Origin of the sequence: Tabrizicola sp. (assembly GCF_030373185.1) — a bacterium.
Classification (GTDB): Bacteria; Pseudomonadota; Alphaproteobacteria; order Rhodobacterales; family Rhodobacteraceae; genus Tabrizicola.
Map to the genome: position 1 here is coordinate 636370 of NZ_JAUCZH010000001.1, position 19162 is coordinate 655531.

Genomic DNA, 19162 nt, shown 5'->3' on the forward strand with positions numbered 1-19162 from the left:
CTCAAGGAATGGATAGGGCGAGAAGCTGCGCTTAAAGCTATCGAGGCGACCGGTGGCCGTTTTCACGCGTTCGCGTGTTCGCAAAATGGATAGGAGTGTTCTAATGGCGCGGAAAGCGGAACTCTCCAGCCGCAATCTTCTGCACGAGCGAGCATCCCATGACATCCTGATCAAACACCAGCCAGGCATTGTTCGCGTAGGCACGCGGCTCCAACGCGTAGATAGTCAGGTGAACCAGACTGAGCGAACCGGGTGGATTGATCGGATACGCGTCAAGGAGCAAGTTGCGCCATTGCGGCTCAAGCGATTCCATTTCAAAGGCGTTGGCGACGAATTCCTGTTCCGTTGCAGCGATCTGTCGCTCTCGAGCAGATTGTTGCAGCAGGGCGTGGGCCATTTCATGGGTAATGGCCGCCGCAAAAAGTACGTCGGGCGGTAAAGCGGACCGGGGATCTCCAACGGGCAAGAGCGATGACATGCGGTCAAGATCCGTAACCGCAAGGCATTCCGTCTGCTGATCGAAAGTTGCCAGGCAATCCCCAAAAGTGGGGTGCTGCGCAATGTCCACCACGGCGATGTTGATTGGCCTGTCCTGGACCAGACCGCAAGAGGACAGCAACGCCTTGGCCGATGTGGCTGCGTTGCAGGCAAGTTTCCCGACCCCCTCCGTATCGGCTTGCACACTCAGCATCGGATCCTCGCAAACGTGCAGGGCCGCCAAAGCCAGGTCAGGAAGCAGCAGCAGGGAAGAAATGGTCAGAGCGCGCCGGACATTCAGCATTGCGCCATCCTGGCATATGGGAGACAGGGCCAAAGGATGTTGGGTGTCGCGGACCCTGTCAACGTTCTTGGACGGGCTTTGGGCTCACAACCTCCCCAACCGCTCCGTCAGGAGCCGGTAGAACCCCTCCCGGTCGACGCCGCCCATGAACATCGCGTTGGGCTCGCGGTCTGTGACGCGCCACCAGTCGGCGACGGTCATGCCGAGGGTAAGGGGGCTTTGCGTCTCGATCTCCACGTTGATGTGGCGGCCGGTGAAGAGGGAGGGGTCGATCAGGTAGGCGATGACGCAAGGGTCGTGCAGGGGGGCGCCTTCGCTGCCGTATTTGGCGGTGTCGAAGCGTTCGAAGAAATCGGTCCAGGAGGCGACGGCGTGGCCGACAGGGGTGCCAAGGGCGCGCATCTCTTCAATCCAGGCGCGGGAGGTGAGGGCCTTGTGGGTGACGTCAAGCGGCATCACCACCAGAGAAACACCCGATTTAAACACGATATCAGCGGCTTCCGGGTCGACGTAGATGTTGAATTCAGCCGCGGGGGTGATGTTGCCGCCCTCAAAGCAGCCGCCGCCCATCAGCACGATCTCGGCCACGCGGGGGATGATGTCGGGCGCGCGCTGGAAGGCGGTGGCGATGTTGGTCAGGGGGCCGAGGGGGCAAAGGGTGATGGTGCCGGGCGGATGGGCGCGCAGGGTGTCGATCAGATAATCGACGGCGTGGCGGGCTTGCAGCGGGTGGGTCGGGTCCGGCAGCGGGATGCCGTCAAGGCCGGTCTTGCCGTGGACATGCTCGGCGGTAACGAGAATGCGGTGGAGGGGCGCATCGCAGCCTGCGTAGACCGGGGTGGGCTTGCTGGCCAGTTCAACGATCTGGCGGGCGTTGCGTTCGGTCAGGGGGAGGGGGACGTTGCCGGCGACGGCGGTGAGGGCGAGGACGTCGAGTTCAGCGCTCGCGAGGGCGAGGAGGATGGCGACTGCGTCGTCCTGTCCGGGGTCGGTGTCGATGATGATCTTGCGGGACATTTGGATCTCCTTTGCGGCGAGTAAGGGGCAAGGCTGGAAGTTTGTCCAGACGGTCAGAAATCCTGCGTGCTGATGGCGGTGTTCGGAACGCTGGCAGAGGAAAAGGGAGGCTGGATCTGCTGATCGATACCGTCGACGTCCTTATTGGCGGTTGCGGGCCGTTTCGAGGGTTGGAAAGCCCCGAGGATCATGTATGGCTGTTCACCAGCAGGAATGTTGCACAGCGGTCCGGGGGACATCATGACACGCGCTAACAAGGTTGAAATCGCCATTGGAACTGCCGTGGTCTTGATGTCGCTGGCGGCCCCAAGGGCTGTGATGGCCGATCAGGTGATTGCCGATGACCTGATCGTGACGGGTAGCGCCTGTGTGGGCTTCGACTGCGTCAACAACGAGAATTTCGGTTTCGACACGCTGGTTCTTAAGGAAAACAACCTGCGCATCTTCTTTGATGATACCAGCAATTCAAGCTCATTCCCGGCAAACGACTGGCGCATCGTGATCAATGACTCGGCCAATGGTGGCAGTTCCTTTTTTTTGCGATCGAGGACGCAACCGCAGGGCAGACATTGTTCCGCATCTGCGCTGTGGCGGGTACCGGTTGCACCAATATCGGAACCGGCGGCAGCGATCCGCAAACGGCGGTGAACACCAGTGCCATTACCCAGAACACGGCGGATATTGCGCAGAACACCGCTGACATTGCCCAGAACACCTCTGATATTGCGGCAATCAACGCCCAGATCGGCGGGTTTGCCGACGATGTCGCGGCCAACCGCGATGGTGTGGCGATGGCGATTGCCATGGGGGGCGTTGCGCCGCTGATGCCCGACCAGAACGGGACACTTGCGATCAACGTGGGCCATTTCAACGGCTCGAACGCGCTGGGTATGGCGGGAGGCTTCCGGCTTGGCGAAAAGGCTGTGCTTAACACCGGGCTGGGCTATGCCTCAGGGTCGAAGACCGTGGGCGGTCGGCTGGGCGTGCAGTTTTCGTGGTAGCGCCCTGGGCGAGTGCATTGGCGGGGCTGGTCGCCCTGCAGATGCATGGTGTCGGCATGGGGCCAGTGGCGGCGCAGTCCGCAGCCGCAGTCTGGGAGTTGGACTGCAAGCCGATCAGCGGCGAAGCACGCATGGGATGCGTGGCCCGGACGACGCTGATCTCGCGTGGGGCCGGGGGGACAGCGCTGCGGATCGACGTCGTTCCGGCCGGGGCTCTGGGCAATGCCGACGCCGTGCTACGGGTGTTCCTGCCGCACGGCGTGGCGTTGAACGCCAATCTTGGTGTGCAGATTGACGGCGGCGAGGTCTACAAGATTCCGCTGATGACCAGCGACCGCGACGGCGTGACCGCTATTCAGTTCATCGGGGCGGATGTGGTGAAGAAGCTGCGCAACGGCAATGCCCTACAGGTAACAGCCGTGACGCCGCAGGGGGATACGGCCGCCAATTCGGTGTCTCTGGTCGGACTGACGCTTGCGTTGGACAGTGCGAGCCGCCTGATGGAGCCGTGAACCAAGGCGGTTGATCAAGACGGGCGCCATGTGGCGCCCGCCGCGTGTGTCTGTGCCTGCGAAGATCAGCCGTCGAAGTTGACCGTTTCCATGATCTTTACCGCTGCGGCGCGCGCGGCGGCGATGTCGGCCAGCGGGGTCGTATCGGCGGTGAACTCGCCCCATGAGGCAACCAGAGCCGACCGCTCCACCCCTTGCTTCACCGGATATTCATGGTTGGTCTCGGCATAGATCTTCTGGGCCTCGTCCGAGGAGAGCCACTCCATGAACCTGAGGGCGTTTTCCTTGTTCGGCGCGGATTTTGTCATCGCGACACCCGAGATGTTCAGGTGCGTGCCGCCATTTTCAAAGGTCGGAAAGACGATGTTGACGGATTCCGCGGCCGGAACCTGTTCCGGGTCGGCAAGCATCTGGCCCATGTAGTAAGTGTTGCCAAGGGCTATGTCACATTCGCCGGCCGCAATGGCCTTGATCTGGTCACGGTCGCCGCCGTCGGGCTTGCGGGCGAGGTTGGCTTTCAGCCCTTCGCCCCATGCGGTCGCGGCCGCCTCGCCGTGGTGGGTGATGACGGCGCCAAGGAGGGCAATGTTATAGTCATGCAGGCCCGAACGGGTGCAAAGGCGGCCCTTCCACTTGTCCGAGGCGAGGTCTTCATAGGTGGTCACCTCGCCCGGGGTCACGCGGTCTTTCGAGGCATAGACGATCCGGGCGCGGGCGGTCACACCGAACCACAGGTCACCCGGGTCGCGCAGGGCTTCCGGGATATTGGCTTCCAGCACGTCGGACTGGACCGGTTGCAGGACATCTGCTTCAACGATCTGAAGCAGGCGCGCGATATCGACCGTAAGCACAAGGTCGGCAGGCGAGCGGCTGCCTTCGGCCTGAAGACGTTCGGCCATGCCCTTGTCGACAAAGGCCACGTTGACGGCAATCCCGGTTTCGGCGGTGAAGGCATCGACCAGAGGCTGGATCAGTTCAGGCTGACGATGGGAGTAGACGTTGATTTCCTGCGCCAGCACCGGGGTGGAACAGGCAAGGAGGGCGAGGGTCGAAAGGCGAAACATGGTTGAGTCCTTTAGTCAGGAAATGCCCGAACCTTAAACCTTAGTGTTTTACTTTGGTCAAGATGCTGAGTGAAATAGTCGGCTATTTTTCCGAGTTGGCAGTTTCAACTCCGTATGTTGCTTCTGCAGACTGTCAAACCTGTGCATCCGCCAAAGGAAGGCCACCCTGCCTTGCACTGTGAGTGTCCTGAACGATCAGCCCCGCGCGGCCTTTTCTTCGGCTTTGGCACGGTTCCAAAGAGCGTCCATTTCCGCAAGGTCGCTGTCGGATGGCGTCTTGCCCTGTTCGGCAAGCCAGTCCTCGATCCGGGCAAAGCGGCGCGCGAACTTGGCATTTGCGCCGCGCAGCGCGGCTTCGGCATCAACTTTCAGGTGCCGTGACAGGTTGGCCATGACAAAGAGGAGGTCACCGATTTCCTCGGTCAGAGCGTCATGGGTCAGGGTATCGCGCGCCTCCACAACCTCGCGGGCTTCCTCGACAAGCTTGTCCAGGACTTCCCCGGTCGAGGGCCAGTCAAAGCCGACACGGGCGGCGCGGTTTTGCAGCTTTACTGCGCGGGTCAGGCCGGGAAGCGCCGCCGCGATGCCGTCAAGTGTCCGGGCGGAACCCCGCTCGGCGGCTTTCAACGCCTCCCAGTCGGCGGTCTGCTGGGTGGCTGTCTTGTCGCGGCTTTGGTCGCCAAAGACATGGGGGTGTCGGGCGACCATCTTGTCACTGATCGCGGTCACGACATCGACAAAGCTGAAATGGCCCGCCTCGGCCGCCATCTGGGCGTGGTAGACAGTCTGGAAAAGAAGGTCGCCGAGTTCACCCTTCAACTCGTCCCAGGCCTGCCGCTCGATGGCGTCAGCCACTTCATGCGCCTCTTCAAGCGTGTAGGGCGCGATGGTGGCGAAGGTCTGTTCGATGTCCCAGGGACAGCCGGTTGCGGGATCGCGCAATCGGGCCATGATGGCGAGAAGGCGGTCGATGCCAATGGGGGGGAGGGCGGCGGGAAGGATCATGGGGCCTCGCGTTGTGCTGCGCGGCCAGAGTAGGGCGGGCGCGGGGGCGAATGCCAGCCCCCGCGCGCAAGGGTCAGAAGGACAGGCCGACGCGCAGTCCGACAGAGTTCACAGTTGTATCGATGTCGAAAGTATTGCCCGGATTGTCGTTGGTTCCGCTCAGATTGCGGCTGGTATAATCGATCCCGACAAAAGCCCTTTGGCCAAGCATGAAATCCACTCCAAGGCCCAAGCTGGTGCCGGACACTGACGGGCTATCTGTGCCGTTGACGGTCAGCTCACCGCGCGAGTATCCCACTGCGCCGTAAACCAGAGCCTTGCCTGCCGCAAAGCCGATACGTCCACGCAGATCCAGGAGCGAGTCAAGGGAGTCGTCGCCACCGGCCCCCACGAGTATCGCATCATTAACCGAGGAATAGGCCAGCTCAGCCCCATACACAACGCGACCGCGCTGCAGATTGTAGCCGAGGAAGCCTCCGGCAGCGCTACCAGTTTCGTAGTCATATACAGTGAAACTGTCGTTGAGATCGCCTGAAGTGCGCCCATAAGAAAGCCCGACGTAAGGCCCGGACCAATCATGGACAGCGGCGGGCGCAGGTGCGGCGGCTGGAGCCGGATCGTCAGCAACAGCAACAGGTCCGCCGGCGAAGCTTGGTGCGGCAAAAGCAGCCAGCATCGCGGCTGTGATGATGTATCTTTGCATCTTCGACACTCCTTGTCAGTACAAATTCAATATATCCAATTTTACCGTGTGAAGCTCCACGTTCGTGGCCTTGGCCGATGATTCTGCGGCAGTGATGCTGTTGTGCATCATGGTTTTTGGCCCCGTTAATCTGTGTCAGACAGTCTGGTTCGGTTTATGCTGCACCCATTCCGCCACGCAGCCTGCGCGCTTCACTGATTGCGGTTCCGTGGGTTTTACGATTTGATCAAAGTCTGTCCAATCGCCTGAAGGAACCCCCGACATGCCCGTTCTGAACCGTATCGCTTCATATGCCGAGGAAATGAAGGGTTGGCGGCACCATCTGCACATGCACCCGGAACTTGCCTTTGACTGCCACGACACCGCAGCCTTCATCGCGGACCGTTTGCGTGAAATCGGGGTGGACGAGATTCATGAAGGCATCGCCAAGACGGGGATTGTGGCGTTGATCAAGGGCCGCTCGGGCGGGCCTACCATCGGCTTGCGCGCCGACATGGACGCGCTGCCGATCGACGAGACGACCGGGGCTGCCCATGCCAGCAAGATGCCGGGCAAGATGCATGCCTGCGGCCATGACGGACATGTGACGATGTTGTTGGGCGCGGCGAAGTATCTGGCCGAGACGCGGAATTTTGCCGGGACGGTGGCGCTGATCTTCCAGCCGGCGGAAGAAGATGGGGGCGGTGGACAGGTCATGGTGCAGGAAGGCATCATGGACCGCTTTGGCATCGATCAGGTCTACGGCATCCACAACGCGCCGAATGTGCCGTTCGGGCAGTTCCAGACCACGCCGGGGCCGCTTATGGCATCGGTCGATACGGCGTTCGTCTACATCACCGGCAAGGGCGGGCATGGGGCGACACCGCATGAATGCGTCGATCCGGTCGTGGCGGTTGTCGGCATGGTTCAGGCGATCCAGACCATCATTCCGCGCAATGTCTATGCGCTGGACGAGGCGGTGATCTCGGTCACGCAGATCCACACCGGAACCGCCTCGAACATCATTCCCGAGGAGGCGATGTTTTGCGCGACTATCCGCTGTTTCAAGCCTGACGTGCGGGATCTGCTGAAAAAGCGGTTCCATGAAATTGTCGAGGGCCATGCCGCCGCCTATGCGGTGACAGCGCGGATCGATTATGACTGGGGCTATCCGGCAACGATCAACCATGCGGACGAGGCGGATTTTGCCGCCGACGTGGCGCGCGAAGTGGTGGGAGCCGATGCCGTGGACGCCCGCGCCAACCGCGAGATGGGGTCCGAGGATTTCAGCTACATGCTGGAAGCGCGGCGGGGGGCCTACCTGTTCCTTGGCACCGGGCCGGGGGCCGGGCTTCATCATCCGGCCTATGACTTCAACGATGAGGCAGCACCGGTAGGCGCAAGTTTCTTTGCCCGGTTGGTGGAACGGGCGCAGCCGATCAGCTGACGCAACAAAGGGGGAATGAAGATGTGGATACGGTCGGTTCTCTACATTGGCTGCCTGCTGGCGGCAGGTCAGGCTTCGGCAGACCAGTATGCCGTCTTCCAGTCTCCGACCGGAAATATCCATTGTTTCATGGATGAATGGGGTGGCAGCGGCACCGTGCGCTGTGACCTGATAGAGTTTACCCCGACATACCGGACAGCGCCGCCGGACTGTGACCTCGACTGGGGGTTCGCCTTCGGGCTCGACAGCCGGGGCAGGGGCTATCTGGCCTGTGTCGGGGATACCGTTGTCGATCGGCGCAACCCGGTGCTGCCCTACGGTCAGGCCGTGTCGCTTGGCGGGATATCCTGCGTCTCGGCGCAGACCGGAATGACCTGCACCAATGCCGAAGGGCATGGCTTTCAGGTCGCGCGGGCCAAGCAAAGGCTGTTCTAGGCCAGCCTCGGGACAGTCACCGCGCTGACTGCACGACAGGCGGGCAGGGCGCAATGGACCGGATCAACCGCAGCAACGATGGCGCTGATTCGGTGCGGGCGTCGCGACGCATCGCGCATTTCGCGGGCTGATCAACCTTTGGACACCATATCTTGCCCCACCCCAACCTTTGGGGGTCAGGGCGGGCTGGAAATAATTTGATCAAAATGCTAGAAGGGTTCCGCAGTACAGTATCTGGAGAAAACCATGACCGCCGCCATCACCCTGAACTCCCCCTCGCCCGTCGAGCTTTGGGAGATGGACCGAGCGCACAGCCTGCACCCCTGGACGAACTTCGGGTCATTCGAGCGTGAGGGGTCTTTGGTCATCACCAAGGGCGAGGGGGCCTGGCTTTGGGATGCCGATGGCAAGCGCTATTTTGATGCGGTTGGCGGGCTTTGGTGTACCAACATCGGGCTTGGCCGCAAGGAAATGGCGCAGGCGATTGGCGATCAGGCCGAGCGGCTGGCCTTTTCCAACACTTTCGTTGACATGACCAACGATCCGTCAGCGCGGCTGGCGGCGAAGCTTGCCGACCTGGCGCCGGGCGATCTGAACCGGGTGATGTTCACCACCGGGGGATCGACGGCGGTGGATACGGCAGTGCGGACGGTGGCCTATTACCAGACCTGCATGGGCCGTCCGGACAAGACCGATATCGTGGCGCGGGACTACAGCTATCACGGCTCCACCTATCTTGCGCAAAGCGTCGGCAAACGCCCTGGCGACCGGGTGCCGGAGTTCCGCTACAAGGAAAGCGGCATCCACCATCTGTCGGTGCCGAACCCCTACCGTCGGCCCGAAGGCATGACGGAAGCCGAGTTCTGCGATCATCTGGTGGCCGAGTTCGAGGCGCTGATCGAGCGCGTCGGCGCGGACCGGATCGGCGGGTTCATCGCAGAACCGATTCAGGCCTCGGGCGGCGTGATCGTGCCGCCAGAAGGGTATCTGCGGCGGATGTGGCAGGTCTGCCAGCGCCACGACATCCTGTTCATCGCCGATGAGGTGGTGACCTCATTCGGGCGGCTGGGGTACTGGTTCGCTTCATGGGACGTCTTTGGCGTGCAGCCAGACATGATCTGCACCGCAAAGGGGCTGACCTCGGGCTATGTGCCTTTGGGCGCGCTGATCATCTCGGACCGGATGTGGGACGCCATGGCATCAGACGGATCGCGCTGGTTCACGGCCGGGTTCACCTATTCCGGGCATCCGGTGTCCTGCGCGGCGGGTCTGAAGAACATCGAGATCATGGAGCGTGAAGACCTGCTGGGCAATGCCACGAAGGTTGGCAGTTATTTCGAGACCCGGATGGCCGAGTTGAAGGCCCTGCCGCTGATCGGCGATGTTAGGGGCCAGAAGCTGATGCTCTGCGTGGAAAGCGTGGCCGACAAGGCGACCAAAGTCGTGCTGCCGGACGCCGCGAATGAAAGCAAGCGCATCTCCAACGCGGCCGAGGCGATGGGGCTGATCGTGCGCCCGATGGGGCATCTGAACGTGATGTCGCCGCCCTTGGTGATCACCGAGCGTGATGTCGATTTCATCGCCGAAACACTGGAAAAGGCGATCCGGCAGGTGACGGATGAACTGGTCCGCGAAGGCTATCACCTGGGTTGACTTGGGCTTGTGGCCCACTAGACCCTCTCTGACGGATACGCGCGGTCTCCGGTTCCTGAACGATAGCGCTGTTCTAGATAGGAGGCTTTGATGGCCCTCGAAGATGCCAAGCATGAAGTTGACACCGCGATCACCCGCAAGGGGCTGCGCGGCTATGCCTTTGAAAATGCGTTCGGGGGGGCGACCTCGTTCCTGCGGCGCAGCTATGCCAAAGACCTGACCGGCGTTGATCTGGCGATCACCGGCGTGCCGTTCGACCAGGCGGTCAGCCACCGTGCCGGCACCCGTTTTGGCCCCCGCGCGATCCGCGAGGCTTCGGCGCTGATGCCCTATGATCCGCCGCCCGGCTGGGGGACCAACCCGCTGGAGGAGATGGCGATCGTCGACTATGGCGACTTGGCCTTCGACTATGCCAACACGCGAGAGTTTCCCGAAACGCTGACCGCCCATATCCGCACCATCCTGGCTGCGGGTGCAGGCACGGTTACGCTGGGCGGCGACCATTACATCACCTGGCCGATCCTGAAGGCCTATGCCGAGAAATTCGGGCCGCTTGGCGTGATCCATTTCGATGCCCATTCCGATCTCTGGCCCGATGACAACCCCGACCGGATCGACCATGGCACCATGCTTTACAAGGCGGTCAAGGCCGGGGTGGTGGACCCGAAGCGCTCGGTCCAGATCGGCATCCGCACCACCACCGAGGATTATCTGGGCGTCAACGTCATCACCGCCCGCGAGGCGCATGAATGGGGCGTGGAGCGGGTCGTGGCGACGGCCAAGGACATTGTCGGCGACAAGCCGACCTACCTGACCTTCGACATCGACGCGCTCGATCCGGCCTTTGCTCCCGGCACCGGCACGCCGGTCTGGGGGGGCCTCGCAAGCTGGCAGACGGCGGCGATGCTGCGCGATCTGGCGGGGATCAACCTTGTCGGCGGCGATATTGTCGAGGTCTCGCCCCCCTATGACACGACAGGGGCCACGGCGATTGCCGGCGCGCATGTCGCCTATGAGCTGATCTGCCTCTATCACTGGGCACGGACACAAAGATGAGGGGGCGGGGCATGGCGGGATATGCGCTGATCGGGCTTTTTCTGGCCCTCGTTGCCTTTGGCGCCTATGTCCGCCTTGCCCCCTCCGACCCGACGATCTGGCACATCGACCCGGCGTCGGCCCTGCCCACCGCTGAGGACCGCGTGCTGTCGCGGCTGGGCGAGCCGCCCCGGATCGTCACCACCCTCAACTCGGCCGCGGCAGCGGTCGAGGTGCAGGGGGCAGCACCTGCGGCCCTTGCCCGGCTGGACGAGATCGCGCTTGCCACTCCCCGAACCACGCGCCTTGCCGGCAGCCCGGAAGAGGGGCACATCACCTGGGTCACCCGGTCCGCGCTCTGGGGCTTTCCCGACTACACCACGGCGCAAGCGCTGACCCACGACGTTGCGACCAGCGAGGTCACGATCTTCGCCCGGTCTCGGTTCGGCAAAGGTGACATGGGCGTGAATGGGGCCCGGCTACGGGACTGGCTCTCAAGGCTTTAGGCTTTCTCTTCCGCAAATATCCTCGGGGGTCCGGGGGCAGACGGCCCCCGGCGCTTGCCACCTCTTGACCGGCCCGGGGATACAGGCCACATCCCGCCCCATGGTTCCCTTGGACAAACTTGCCCAGATCACCCAGCGTTTCGAGTTTCTCGAAGCCCGGTTGCATGCCGGGGCCGCCCCGTCCGAAATTGCGCGGATCAGCAAGGAATATTCCGACCTGAAGCCAGTGGCCGACGAGATTGCCGCCTATCGGCAGGCGCTGACCGATCTTGCCGAAGCCGAGGCGATGCTGGCCGATCCCGAGATGAAGGCGCTGGCCGAAGAGGAAATCCCGCGGCTGCGCGCGCGCATCCCGGAAATGGAGCAGAACCTCCGGCTGGCGCTCTTGCCCAAGGATGCCGCCGATGCCCGCCCGGCCATCGTGGAAATCCGTCCCGGAACCGGGGGGGATGAGGCCAGCCTCTTCGCCGCCGACCTTGCGCGGATGTATCAGCGCCACGCGGAAAAGATGGGCTGGCGCTGGGAAGTGCTGGAAGAACAGACGACCGACCTTGGCGGGCTCAAGGAACTGGTGGCGCTGGTCTCGGGTGAGGGGGTCTTTGCCCGGCTGAAATACGAATCCGGCGTTCACCGCGTCCAGCGCGTGCCAACGACCGAAGCGCAGGGGCGGGTTCATACCAGTGCAGCCACCGTCGCCGTCCTGCCCGAGGCCGAGGCGGTTGATATCGACATTCCCGCCAGCGACATCCGCATCGACACCATGCGATCCTCAGGGGCGGGTGGACAGCACGTGAACACCACCGACTCGGCAGTGCGGATCACCCATATCCCGACCGGGATCGTGGTCACGTCCTCGGAAAAGTCGCAGCACCGCAACCGCGAGATTGCGATGCAGGTCTTGCGCGCCCGGCTTTATGAGGCTGAACGCGAACGGGTCCACTCCGAACGCGCGGCAGACCGCAAATCGCAGGTCGGGTCCGGCGACCGCAGCGAACGCATCCGCACCTACAACTTTCCCCAAGGCCGGATGACCGATCACCGGATCAACCTGACGCTTTATGCCCTGCCGCAGATCATGGCGGGCGATCTGTCGGAAATCATCGACGCGCTGACCGCGCAGGATCAGGCCGACAAGCTGGCCGAGATGGAAGGATGACCGCGCAAAGCGCGCTGGCGGCGGCGGTGGCACGGCTGGCGGCGGCGGGCGTCGAGGGGCCGGGCCGCGACGCACGCCTGCTTTTGGCCTATGCTCTGGGGATTGGAGCCGACCGGCTGACGCTCTATCTGCAAGATGAGATGACGGCGGCGCAACAGGCGGCCTTTGATGCAGCCCTTGCGGCCCGCGCGTCCCGGCAGCCGGTGGCACAGATCACCGGGCGACGGCTGTTCTGGGGACTTTCCTTCCGCGTGACGCCCGACACGCTGGACCCAAGGCCAGAGACCGAAACCCTGGTGGCCGAGGCCCTGTCCCGCCCGTTCCTGAAGATACTGGACCTTGGCACCGGGACCGGCTGCATCCTTTTGTCCTGCCTGAAGGGCATGCCGATGGCGCGGGGCCTGGGGGTCGATATCTCGACCGCAGCCCTTGCTGTGGCCCGGGGCAATGCGCGCGATCTGGGCCTTGAAGACCGGGCGCGCTTCATGGTGTCGGACTGGTTTTCCGGGGTCACGGGAGATACTTCCGGGGACATCACTGGGGACATCACTGGGGACATTACTGGGGCCGACACTGCGGGTGTCATCGGGGCTTTCGACCTGATCGTGTCGAACCCGCCCTACATCGCCGCCGATGAAATGCCCGGTCTGGCCCCCGAGGTGCGCGACTGGGAACCGCATCTGGCCCTGACACCAGGTGGCGACGGGCTGGATGCCTACCGCATCATCGCGCGCGGGGCAGGGGCGCGGCTCTTGCCCGGCGGTCGTCTCTTGCTTGAGATCGGGCCTGAGCAAGGCAAGGCGGTTGCGGGGCTTCTCTCTGCCGCGGGGCTGGATCAGGTGCGTATCCTTGCCGATATGGACGGTCGTGACCGGGTCGTAGCTGCTTTGAAGCCGTGATCCGCGGAAAGCGGCTCCTGAGCCGCCCAGATTCCCCTCAGTCGAGGAAATACTGCTTGTCAGGGCGCGGACCATGTGTTTATTGAGGTGCGCGAGGGTAGGGGTTGTCCCCGGCCCCGCGTATTGCCAGCCCCTGCGCGACCATTGTCTTGCTGCCCGAAACGGGGCGGCGGCCGCAGGCCAAAGCCATCAAAGGACAAGATGCGCTCCTCCAAGAAACGCTCGCGTTCCAGCCAGAACCGCCCGCGCACCCTCGGCAACATCATCAACCGTGTCTTTGACTCCTCGGGCCCCGAGGGCAAGGTGCGCGGCACGCCGCAGCAGATCATCGAGAAATATCAGCAACTGGCGCGTGACGCGCAGCTGTCGAATGATCGGGTTGCTGCGGAGAATTTCCTGCAACATGCCGAGCACTATACCCGCATGCTTGCCGAAGCGATGCGCGAAATGGCCGCCGAACAAGAGGCGCGCCAGCAGCAGTTTCAGCAAGGTGGCGGTCAGGCTCCCGGCCAGAACGGGGGACAGAATGGCGGTCAGAACGGTGGCCAGCATGCTGGTCAGGCAAGCGGCCAATCGCCCCGCAACGATCGCAACGATCGTGCTGACCGCCCGGATCGTGCTGATCGCCCAGAACGAGCTGATCGCCCGGACCGTGCAGACCGGCGCCCGGAGTTCCAGCGCGAATTCCGCGAAGAGCGGGACTATGCCACGATGGAACAGCCCAGTGTTCCCGATGTGATCGACCTTGGCCCCGCCGAGGAGAGTGGCCTGATCGAAACGCCAGAATCCGCAGCCCGGCCAGCCTCCCGTCCGCGGTCCGCGCCAACGGCAGGGGCGGCCGAACCCTCCCCCGCACGCGAAGACCGCGGCCCACGCCGCCCACGCGGCCCGCGCAAGCCAAAGGCTGAGATCAAGCCCGAAGGCGAGCCGCCCAAGGAAGCCGCCGAGTAGGCCGGAAAGTCAATTTCTCTGATGCAGGCCGGGCTGTCCGAAAGGGTGGCCCGTTCCTTTTGCGAGGTTGATACCAGTGGCATGCCCGCACACCGACTGCCCTGATGCCGAAAACAAAAAGCCCTGACGCAAATGCGTCAGGGCTTTTTGTTATGGCTCCGGCGGTAGGGATCGAACCTACGACCAATTGATTAACAGGTAACTTGGTACATAACAGTATCAATATCTTATGAGGTAGTTTATATGTTAGGTTTATAAGTACCACCGTCGAGATTACCGGATGACAACGAACGCAAGAGTTGGGAAGTCCAAGACGCCGTCAGCGATTCGGATCTACAAGGGTCTGTCGATCTATCGTGTAGCGAACTCACGAAAATGGTATGTAAGGGTTTGGGATAGAAGGACAAAATCGTACTTTGTCAAATCGACAGGTCAAGACAGTGCCATACTTGCCCAGGACCTGGCCCAAGAACTGGCCTTAGCTATGCTACGGGCAGAAAAGCCCGTTGAGAAGGAATTCACCTTTAGGAGCTTTGCGCTAAAGCTTCTTCACCGATCTAGACTTCAGGATCAAACCGGGGAACGGAGTGCAGGATATGTCAAGGCACTGCACTGGTCCATCCAGAACGAAGACTGGGGGTTGCTGCGCCACTTCGGTGAAAGGGACGTCCGGCATATTCGTACCCACAGCTTTCAAGAGTACATGGCTGACCTGACCAAGAGGCGCCCGGACCTCGCCGCCTCGACTAGAAACACCATCATGGCAGCCTTTCGGAATGTGATGAAGATCGCCAGGGATGAGGGAGCGATTGAGGCTGTCCCTCAAACGCCCAGAGTCAAGTTGAAGGACAATCCTCGCCCATTCTTCAGGTTTCATCCACTGGTAGACAAGGCGGATGACAACTATCAAAAACTGCTTCGCACAGTGCGGAAGATGACCGCTGAAGGCGTCAGTGTACGAGGATTGATGGTTACTGACGAAATGTACGACCTCATCCTGTTCCTCACCCACTCATTCGTCCGACCGATATCCTCGGAATTGTACACCATTCGACATAGCGACGTGACTGTTGCAGAAGATCCAAGACGGCTGATCGTGACCGTCAGGGACGGCAAGACCGGGTTCAGGGCTGCAAACACAATGGAAGCGGCAGTTTCGGTCTACGAGAGGATAAACAAGCGTTATCCAAACGCCAAGAGTGAGGACTACATCTTTCTACCGCAGTACGAAAATCGGACGACTGCATCGACGATGATGCAGCGGTTGTTTGGAGAGGTACTGAAGTATGGCGGCCTAGAAGTAGATGTTCCGACCGGGAAAAAGCATACGCTTTACTCCCTTCGGCACACTGCCATCTGCATGAGGATCATTAATAGCGGTGGCAAAGTGAACATCTTCAACTTGGCTAAGAATGCGGGTACCTCGGTCGAACAGATAGAGCGCTTCTATGCCCGGTTCTTGCCCCTTTCAAAAGAGATGGCGAAGAACCTTCAGCTTTTCGGAGATTAATGATGCGCCTCGGGACAAAGCGGACCATAAACCTTGCGAGCGTCTTACTTGCGGTCAGCATCCAGCAAGTAAGAGCTGAACCCATGATTCTTAACTGTCAAATGGGAGCCTGCTTTTGGAGCGAGGTGGTGGCAAGTGAAACACTGGCCGTCCCTGATACTAATACGAACCTAACTATAGTGAGTGCAAGGGTGCGTTCGTTCACTACAGGCCATAAAGGCGATTATCCGACCGGATACTCGAAGGACCTTGAAATTTCTGATGAGACAATCGGAGAGGTTCGTGCAGCGTGCAGCAGTTTAACGCCAGGCTTGCTCGACGAAGATGGGCAGCTAACAACCATCGGAGTGTTACAGCCGTATGGCTACGAGCTTTCTGCCCGCTCTCTCTACTTTCTACTTTGCCATAATGTTTCTGCGAACGTCCTTTCAGAGGATGTCGTCCGATCATTAGGCTACACGAGTGACTCCCGTACGGATTTTCCTTCGCTAGACGATGTGATCTTGGCCAATGCTTCGGTAACCACAGAGAAGGTGTTACCCTTCTACTACAAGGTGATCGATGTTGCTTCGAATGATGTTTTGAACATTCGATCCGCTCCAGACTCGAACGCAACGATCGTCGGTTCAATCCCTTACAACGCTTCACTGGTGGAGATAACGGGAGCCAGCGAAGACGGCAAATGGTTCCGTCTGAACATTGGTGAGGGCTCAGGATGGATACGAAACCGCTATCTAGCACCCCGGGGGGTTCCGGTCTTCAGCAACACCGACCTACCTGTTGGCTTGCGGTGTTTACGTGAAGAGCCCTTTGATGTGATTACCTTCTTCGTAGGGCTGGTTCGCTGGGATCACCAAAGTCTGCCGGACGATACGGAAATGGCGCTGAAGAGTGTCACAACATCTGTCGACCCAGAAGGCGTAAGGACCTCGATACTTGTGGCTGAAGACAAGGGCGGCTCCGTTAGGTTCCTCGGGCAAGAACGAGTATGCTCAAGCGACTCGGGACGGCTTTATCCATACACGTTTTCTCTGGAGGCTGACGGAGGGACTTCATGGTACCTAGGGTGTTGCACACTCGTGAAGTAGACAGGCGATGCTAAGTCTTGTAACTGGCTTAGTGTAGTTTTTGCGTACGGCCGTGTTCTAGCCACGGCCAATGAAGCCCGCAGAAAAATATTGTAAAAGCAAAAGGTTAGAGACCGAACTTATATACATATGACGAGCTTTAGGAATTGGCCCGTCATGCACCCTCACATTCATCATTTTGCCCACCACCTTGTTCTGCCCAACCCCGTTGCGCTGACACTTACCATGAAGCAAGCCGATCAGTGGGGCACGCTGGATCAGATTGAAGCCCGCAGAAACTTCGGATTCTTCATGAACCGCCTGAACCGGAAGGTCTACGGAAACGCCTTCACCCGCTATGGGAGGAGACTTGGTGTAGTTCCAGTGTTGGAGCGATCACCAGGTGGAAGGTTGCACTATCATGCCTCCATTGAAAATCCCTACGATGATCTACCCACCTTTTCAGAAGCGGTGCTCGCTTCCTGGACGAAAACGAGATGGGGCTACCACGAAGTGGACGTGCAGAGACAGTTCAGTAGTGGTTGGATCGACTACATTTTGAAATCGCAAGACTTCGACGCCCTTGACGTCGAAAACCTCCATACCGTTTGCTGAGAAAATTCTCCTTACGTATCGTCTTCGCCACATGCTGCAGCACAAAGGATGGTCCTCCATTCTTTAATTTTTGGCATGTCCGAATGCTAAGGTGATTTTTGGCATGTCCGAATGCTAAGGTGCCAAGGGAAAGCCGGAGGAAGGACCTGCCTGCTACAGATACGAAGAAGGGCACCGTCGCCAGTGCCCTCTACTTCGCTTCGACAGTGTATCAGTCCAGGAGCGCCACCCAGTGATGGTGGTCAGCTCTCCAGGGATCAATATTGTCCAGCCTTGATGTAGTGCCATTCATCTTGAGACGCTCGACGGTGCTGATGTCTCTGATGAGTTGCCCCACCCTCTGTTCATCTACCATCGTTGGATTGTGCCAAATGGCATCGATCATCGGGCTGGAGCACGTCTCATGATCGGTGACCTCGATCAGAAGCTCGAGCTTCTGGGTGCAGATGATCTGAGCAGCCCCGATCTGATGAGGTGTAGAAATGTTATCGATGCAGTAAGCACAGAGCTCCTTCGGCCCATCCTTCCACACGATGCTGCCGGATGCGTTCAACTTGCGAAACAACACCAGAGCGCTCACATCATGGAACTCCATCGAGACATCCATCTTCTTCATATTCAAAATCTTCATATTTCTATCCTATACATTACACTCCATGAACTTCTCAAAGAGCGAAGTATTTAGCTGGTTCGGACGGACGAACCGGCACCTCGTATAAATATTTTTTGGAAGAAGGATGGCGATCATAGCTGTGAGCCTCGACCAAAAGGCACGGGAGGCCTAGCAATGTTGACGTTCGAAGAGTTCAATTCGGAGCAGGCGAAAGCGCCCCGGAACTTAGTACGGACTGGTTCGGCGCTTATGTTTGCCAGACGAGCGCATCTAGCTGGGAGCCGAGCGGAAGCGAACTTCAAACGGGCTTCGCTCACAGTTACTGTCAAGGTTGACCAACTCAGCGAGGATCAGCGTTGGCAAATTCTCCTCGAGACACTAGCGTCGATCTCAAAAGGTCTCGAAGAAACAAGGCAGCAGCTTGGAGCAATTTCAGCTCAGATTGGGGCGTCTGAACTCTTGTAGCTGAACTGATGATATTTTGAATATTTGTTCATCAGTTCTTACAAGTGGTTGACCCAGTTACTCAAATTTCCGCTCAATGACTGTGTTCGTGTCGAAATGATTATAATATTGTACTTCAGTGACTTATCAACACTAGTAGGATAACATGGCACTCGGAAAGCAGGCGAAAACGCTGACTAGGATTCAAGTCGACGCCGTTACCAATTATCTGGCGTCCAGGCGATATGGATTGCGAGACCAAACAATTTTTTTCCTGTCGGTTCGAGCGGGGCTCCGAGCAAAGGAGATCGCCAACCTCAAGTGGTCGATGGTTGTTGGTGCTGACGGGGAGGTGGCAAACGCAATAAGTTTGACCGACGACGCAGCAAAAGGACGATCAGGCCGGATCGTACCCCTGAACAAGCAGCTGCATGCCTTCTTAGTAAGCCTGCTCGTCGATGCCCGACGTAACCCAAGCTTCAAACTATTGAATGCGTATGTTGTGACTACAGAGAGGTGGGAACACACGTCTCCCCAAGTGGTTGTGAACATGTTTAAGCGCTGGTACTCGGATCTCGGGTTGGTTGGCTGTTCGTCTCACAGCGGACGGCGGACATTTATCACTAACACAGCAAAGAAGATCAGTAGCGTCGGGGGGTCGCTCCGGGACGTACAAATGATGGCTGGACACTCTTCCCTAGCACTCACCCAACGATACATAGAAGGTGACAGTGACGCTCGAAGCAAGGTTGTAGACCTTATCTAACCT

Annotated in this window: 22 protein-coding genes; 15 read left to right on the forward strand and 7 right to left on the reverse strand. The window is 59.8% G+C overall.

The genetic code is table 11. The annotated features are described in order from the left end of the window. Window positions 1-100: 100 nt before the first annotated feature. The 3 genes from QUV21_RS03050 to QUV21_RS03060 form a co-directional block, all read right to left on the reverse strand. Window positions 101-781 (reverse strand): hypothetical protein, encoded by a 681-nt coding sequence (locus QUV21_RS03050; RefSeq protein ID WP_300853067.1) that lies wholly within the window; start codon window positions 779-781, stop codon window positions 101-103. Window positions 782-865: 84 nt separating this feature from the next. Further along, window positions 866-1798, reverse strand: a complete 933-nt coding sequence (locus QUV21_RS03055; RefSeq protein WP_300853068.1) for a nucleoside hydrolase — start codon at window positions 1796-1798, stop codon at window positions 866-868. Window positions 1799-1851: 53 nt separating this feature from the next. Further along, the gene (locus tag QUV21_RS03060; RefSeq protein WP_300853069.1) at window positions 1852-2070 is read right to left on the reverse strand and encodes a hypothetical protein; all 219 of its coding nucleotides are present in this window, start codon (window positions 2068-2070) and stop codon (window positions 1852-1854) included. A 46-nt stretch (window positions 2071-2116) separates the two neighbouring features. Between QUV21_RS03060 and QUV21_RS03065 the strand changes: the two genes are divergently transcribed. From QUV21_RS03065 to QUV21_RS03075, 3 genes are read left to right on the forward strand one after another with little or no spacing between them, the layout of a single operon-like run. Next, a complete protein-coding gene (locus QUV21_RS03065; RefSeq protein WP_300853070.1) occupies window positions 2117-2446 on the forward strand; it encodes a hypothetical protein in 330 nt (109 codons plus the stop codon). Then, window positions 2443-2799 (forward strand): YadA-like family protein, encoded by a 357-nt coding sequence (locus QUV21_RS03070; protein WP_300853071.1) that lies wholly within the window; start codon window positions 2443-2445, stop codon window positions 2797-2799. The genes QUV21_RS03065 and QUV21_RS03070 overlap by 4 nt, the downstream gene beginning before the upstream one ends. Then, window positions 2793-3311: an invasion associated locus B family protein gene (locus QUV21_RS03075; protein WP_300853072.1), complete on the forward strand. Its 519-nt coding sequence runs from the start codon at window positions 2793-2795 to the stop codon at window positions 3309-3311. Before QUV21_RS03070 ends, QUV21_RS03075 begins: the two co-directional genes overlap by 7 nt. A 65-nt stretch (window positions 3312-3376) precedes the next feature. Here QUV21_RS03075 and QUV21_RS03080 read toward each other — a convergent pair whose 3' ends face one another. The 3 genes from QUV21_RS03080 to QUV21_RS03090 form a co-directional block, all read right to left on the reverse strand. Next, a complete protein-coding gene (locus QUV21_RS03080; RefSeq protein WP_300853073.1) occupies window positions 3377-4375 on the reverse strand; it encodes a Fe(3+) ABC transporter substrate-binding protein in 999 nt (332 codons plus the stop codon). Between the two features lie 195 nt (window positions 4376-4570). Further along, window positions 4571-5380 carry a nucleoside triphosphate pyrophosphohydrolase gene (gene mazG, locus QUV21_RS03085; RefSeq protein WP_300853074.1) on the reverse strand — a complete coding sequence of 270 codons (810 nt, stop codon included), beginning with the start codon at window positions 5378-5380 and terminating at the stop codon, window positions 4571-4573. 73 nt (window positions 5381-5453) lie between these two features. Beyond that, window positions 5454-6083, reverse strand: coding sequence for an outer membrane beta-barrel protein (locus QUV21_RS03090; protein WP_300853075.1), 630 nt, complete (start codon window positions 6081-6083; stop codon window positions 5454-5456). A 262-nt stretch (window positions 6084-6345) separates the two neighbouring features. On the opposite strand from QUV21_RS03090, the gene QUV21_RS03095 reads away from it, so the two are divergent. From QUV21_RS03095 to QUV21_RS03145, 11 genes are all read left to right on the forward strand, one after another. After that, on the forward strand, window positions 6346-7509 hold the full coding sequence (locus QUV21_RS03095; protein ID WP_300853076.1) for a M20 aminoacylase family protein: 1164 nt from the start codon (window positions 6346-6348) through the stop codon (window positions 7507-7509). A 21-nt stretch (window positions 7510-7530) separates the two neighbouring features. Further along, complete coding sequence (locus tag QUV21_RS03100) at window positions 7531-7944, forward strand: DUF6636 domain-containing protein (protein ID WP_300853077.1); 414 nt, start codon at window positions 7531-7533, stop codon at window positions 7942-7944. A 246-nt stretch (window positions 7945-8190) separates the two neighbouring features. Next, window positions 8191-9597, forward strand: a complete 1407-nt coding sequence (locus tag QUV21_RS03105; protein ID WP_300853078.1) for an aminotransferase — start codon at window positions 8191-8193, stop codon at window positions 9595-9597. 90 nt (window positions 9598-9687) lie between these two features. Continuing rightward, window positions 9688-10653: an agmatinase gene (speB, locus tag QUV21_RS03110; RefSeq protein WP_300853079.1), complete on the forward strand. Its 966-nt coding sequence runs from the start codon at window positions 9688-9690 to the stop codon at window positions 10651-10653. 11 nt (window positions 10654-10664) lie between these two features. After that, window positions 10665-11138 (forward strand): DUF1499 domain-containing protein, encoded by a 474-nt coding sequence (locus tag QUV21_RS03115; RefSeq protein ID WP_300853080.1) that lies wholly within the window; start codon window positions 10665-10667, stop codon window positions 11136-11138. Window positions 11139-11238: 100 nt separating this feature from the next. Further along, window positions 11239-12294: a peptide chain release factor 1 gene (gene prfA / locus QUV21_RS03120; RefSeq protein ID WP_300853081.1), complete on the forward strand. Its 1056-nt coding sequence runs from the start codon at window positions 11239-11241 to the stop codon at window positions 12292-12294. Then, window positions 12291-13193 carry a peptide chain release factor N(5)-glutamine methyltransferase gene (prmC, locus tag QUV21_RS03125; RefSeq protein ID WP_300853082.1) on the forward strand — a complete coding sequence of 301 codons (903 nt, stop codon included), beginning with the start codon at window positions 12291-12293 and terminating at the stop codon, window positions 13191-13193. The genes prfA and prmC overlap by 4 nt, the downstream gene beginning before the upstream one ends. Window positions 13194-13394: 201 nt before the next feature. Next, window positions 13395-14144, forward strand: coding sequence for a DUF4167 domain-containing protein (locus tag QUV21_RS03130; RefSeq protein WP_300853083.1), 750 nt, complete (start codon window positions 13395-13397; stop codon window positions 14142-14144). A 280-nt stretch (window positions 14145-14424) separates the two neighbouring features. Continuing rightward, the gene (locus QUV21_RS03135) at window positions 14425-15654 is read left to right on the forward strand and encodes a hypothetical protein (RefSeq protein ID WP_300853084.1); all 1230 of its coding nucleotides are present in this window, start codon (window positions 14425-14427) and stop codon (window positions 15652-15654) included. A gap of 2 nt (window positions 15655-15656) precedes the next feature. After that, window positions 15657-16742 (forward strand): SH3 domain-containing protein, encoded by a 1086-nt coding sequence (locus QUV21_RS03140; protein ID WP_300853085.1) that lies wholly within the window; start codon window positions 15657-15659, stop codon window positions 16740-16742. 156 nt (window positions 16743-16898) lie between these two features. Beyond that, window positions 16899-17336 (forward strand): hypothetical protein, encoded by a 438-nt coding sequence (locus QUV21_RS03145; protein WP_300853086.1) that lies wholly within the window; start codon window positions 16899-16901, stop codon window positions 17334-17336. A 211-nt stretch (window positions 17337-17547) separates the two neighbouring features. Here QUV21_RS03145 and QUV21_RS03150 read toward each other — a convergent pair whose 3' ends face one another. Beyond that, complete coding sequence (locus QUV21_RS03150; protein ID WP_300853087.1) at window positions 17548-17967, reverse strand: hypothetical protein; 420 nt, start codon at window positions 17965-17967, stop codon at window positions 17548-17550. A 592-nt stretch (window positions 17968-18559) separates the two neighbouring features. Between QUV21_RS03150 and QUV21_RS03155 the strand changes: the two genes are divergently transcribed. Beyond that, entirely contained in the window at window positions 18560-19159 is a 600-nt protein-coding gene (locus tag QUV21_RS03155; RefSeq protein ID WP_300853088.1) for a site-specific integrase, read from the forward strand. Window positions 19160-19162 lie beyond the last annotated feature (3 nt).

Excerpts from the sequence above, each read along its gene's own strand:
- QUV21_RS03145 (WP_300853086.1), top strand. The coding sequence starts at position 16,899 with ATGCACCCTCACATTCATCATTTTGCCCACCACCTTGTTCTGCCCAAC.
- QUV21_RS03095 (WP_300853076.1), top strand. The coding sequence starts at position 6,346 with ATGCCCGTTCTGAACCGTATCGCTTCATATGCCGAGGAAATGAAGGGT.
- prfA (WP_300853081.1), top strand. The coding sequence starts at position 11,239 with ATGGTTCCCTTGGACAAACTTGCCCAGATCACCCAGCGTTTCGAGTTT.
- QUV21_RS03130 (WP_300853083.1), top strand. The coding sequence starts at position 13,395 with ATGCGCTCCTCCAAGAAACGCTCGCGTTCCAGCCAGAACCGCCCGCGC.
- QUV21_RS03055 (WP_300853068.1), bottom strand. The coding sequence starts at position 1,798 with ATGTCCCGCAAGATCATCATCGACACCGACCCCGGACAGGACGACGCA.
- QUV21_RS03100 (WP_300853077.1), top strand. The coding sequence starts at position 7,531 with ATGTGGATACGGTCGGTTCTCTACATTGGCTGCCTGCTGGCGGCAGGT.
- QUV21_RS03140 (WP_300853085.1), top strand. The coding sequence starts at position 15,657 with ATGCGCCTCGGGACAAAGCGGACCATAAACCTTGCGAGCGTCTTACTT.
- prmC (WP_300853082.1), top strand. The coding sequence starts at position 12,291 with ATGACCGCGCAAAGCGCGCTGGCGGCGGCGGTGGCACGGCTGGCGGCG.
- QUV21_RS03090 (WP_300853075.1), bottom strand. The coding sequence starts at position 6,083 with ATGCAAAGATACATCATCACAGCCGCGATGCTGGCTGCTTTTGCCGCA.
- QUV21_RS03060 (WP_300853069.1), bottom strand. The coding sequence starts at position 2,070 with ATGGCGATTTCAACCTTGTTAGCGCGTGTCATGATGTCCCCCGGACCG.
- QUV21_RS03155 (WP_300853088.1), top strand. The coding sequence starts at position 18,560 with ATGGCACTCGGAAAGCAGGCGAAAACGCTGACTAGGATTCAAGTCGAC.
- QUV21_RS03050 (WP_300853067.1), bottom strand. The coding sequence starts at position 781 with ATGCTGAATGTCCGGCGCGCTCTGACCATTTCTTCCCTGCTGCTGCTT.
- speB (WP_300853079.1), top strand. The coding sequence starts at position 9,688 with ATGGCCCTCGAAGATGCCAAGCATGAAGTTGACACCGCGATCACCCGC.
- QUV21_RS03135 (WP_300853084.1), top strand. The coding sequence starts at position 14,425 with ATGACAACGAACGCAAGAGTTGGGAAGTCCAAGACGCCGTCAGCGATT.
- QUV21_RS03065 (WP_300853070.1), top strand. The coding sequence starts at position 2,117 with ATGGCCGATCAGGTGATTGCCGATGACCTGATCGTGACGGGTAGCGCC.
- QUV21_RS03080 (WP_300853073.1), bottom strand. The coding sequence starts at position 4,375 with ATGTTTCGCCTTTCGACCCTCGCCCTCCTTGCCTGTTCCACCCCGGTG.
- QUV21_RS03150 (WP_300853087.1), bottom strand. The coding sequence starts at position 17,967 with ATGAAGATTTTGAATATGAAGAAGATGGATGTCTCGATGGAGTTCCAT.
- QUV21_RS03105 (WP_300853078.1), top strand. The coding sequence starts at position 8,191 with ATGACCGCCGCCATCACCCTGAACTCCCCCTCGCCCGTCGAGCTTTGG.
- QUV21_RS03115 (WP_300853080.1), top strand. The coding sequence starts at position 10,665 with ATGGCGGGATATGCGCTGATCGGGCTTTTTCTGGCCCTCGTTGCCTTT.
- mazG (WP_300853074.1), bottom strand. The coding sequence starts at position 5,380 with ATGATCCTTCCCGCCGCCCTCCCCCCCATTGGCATCGACCGCCTTCTC.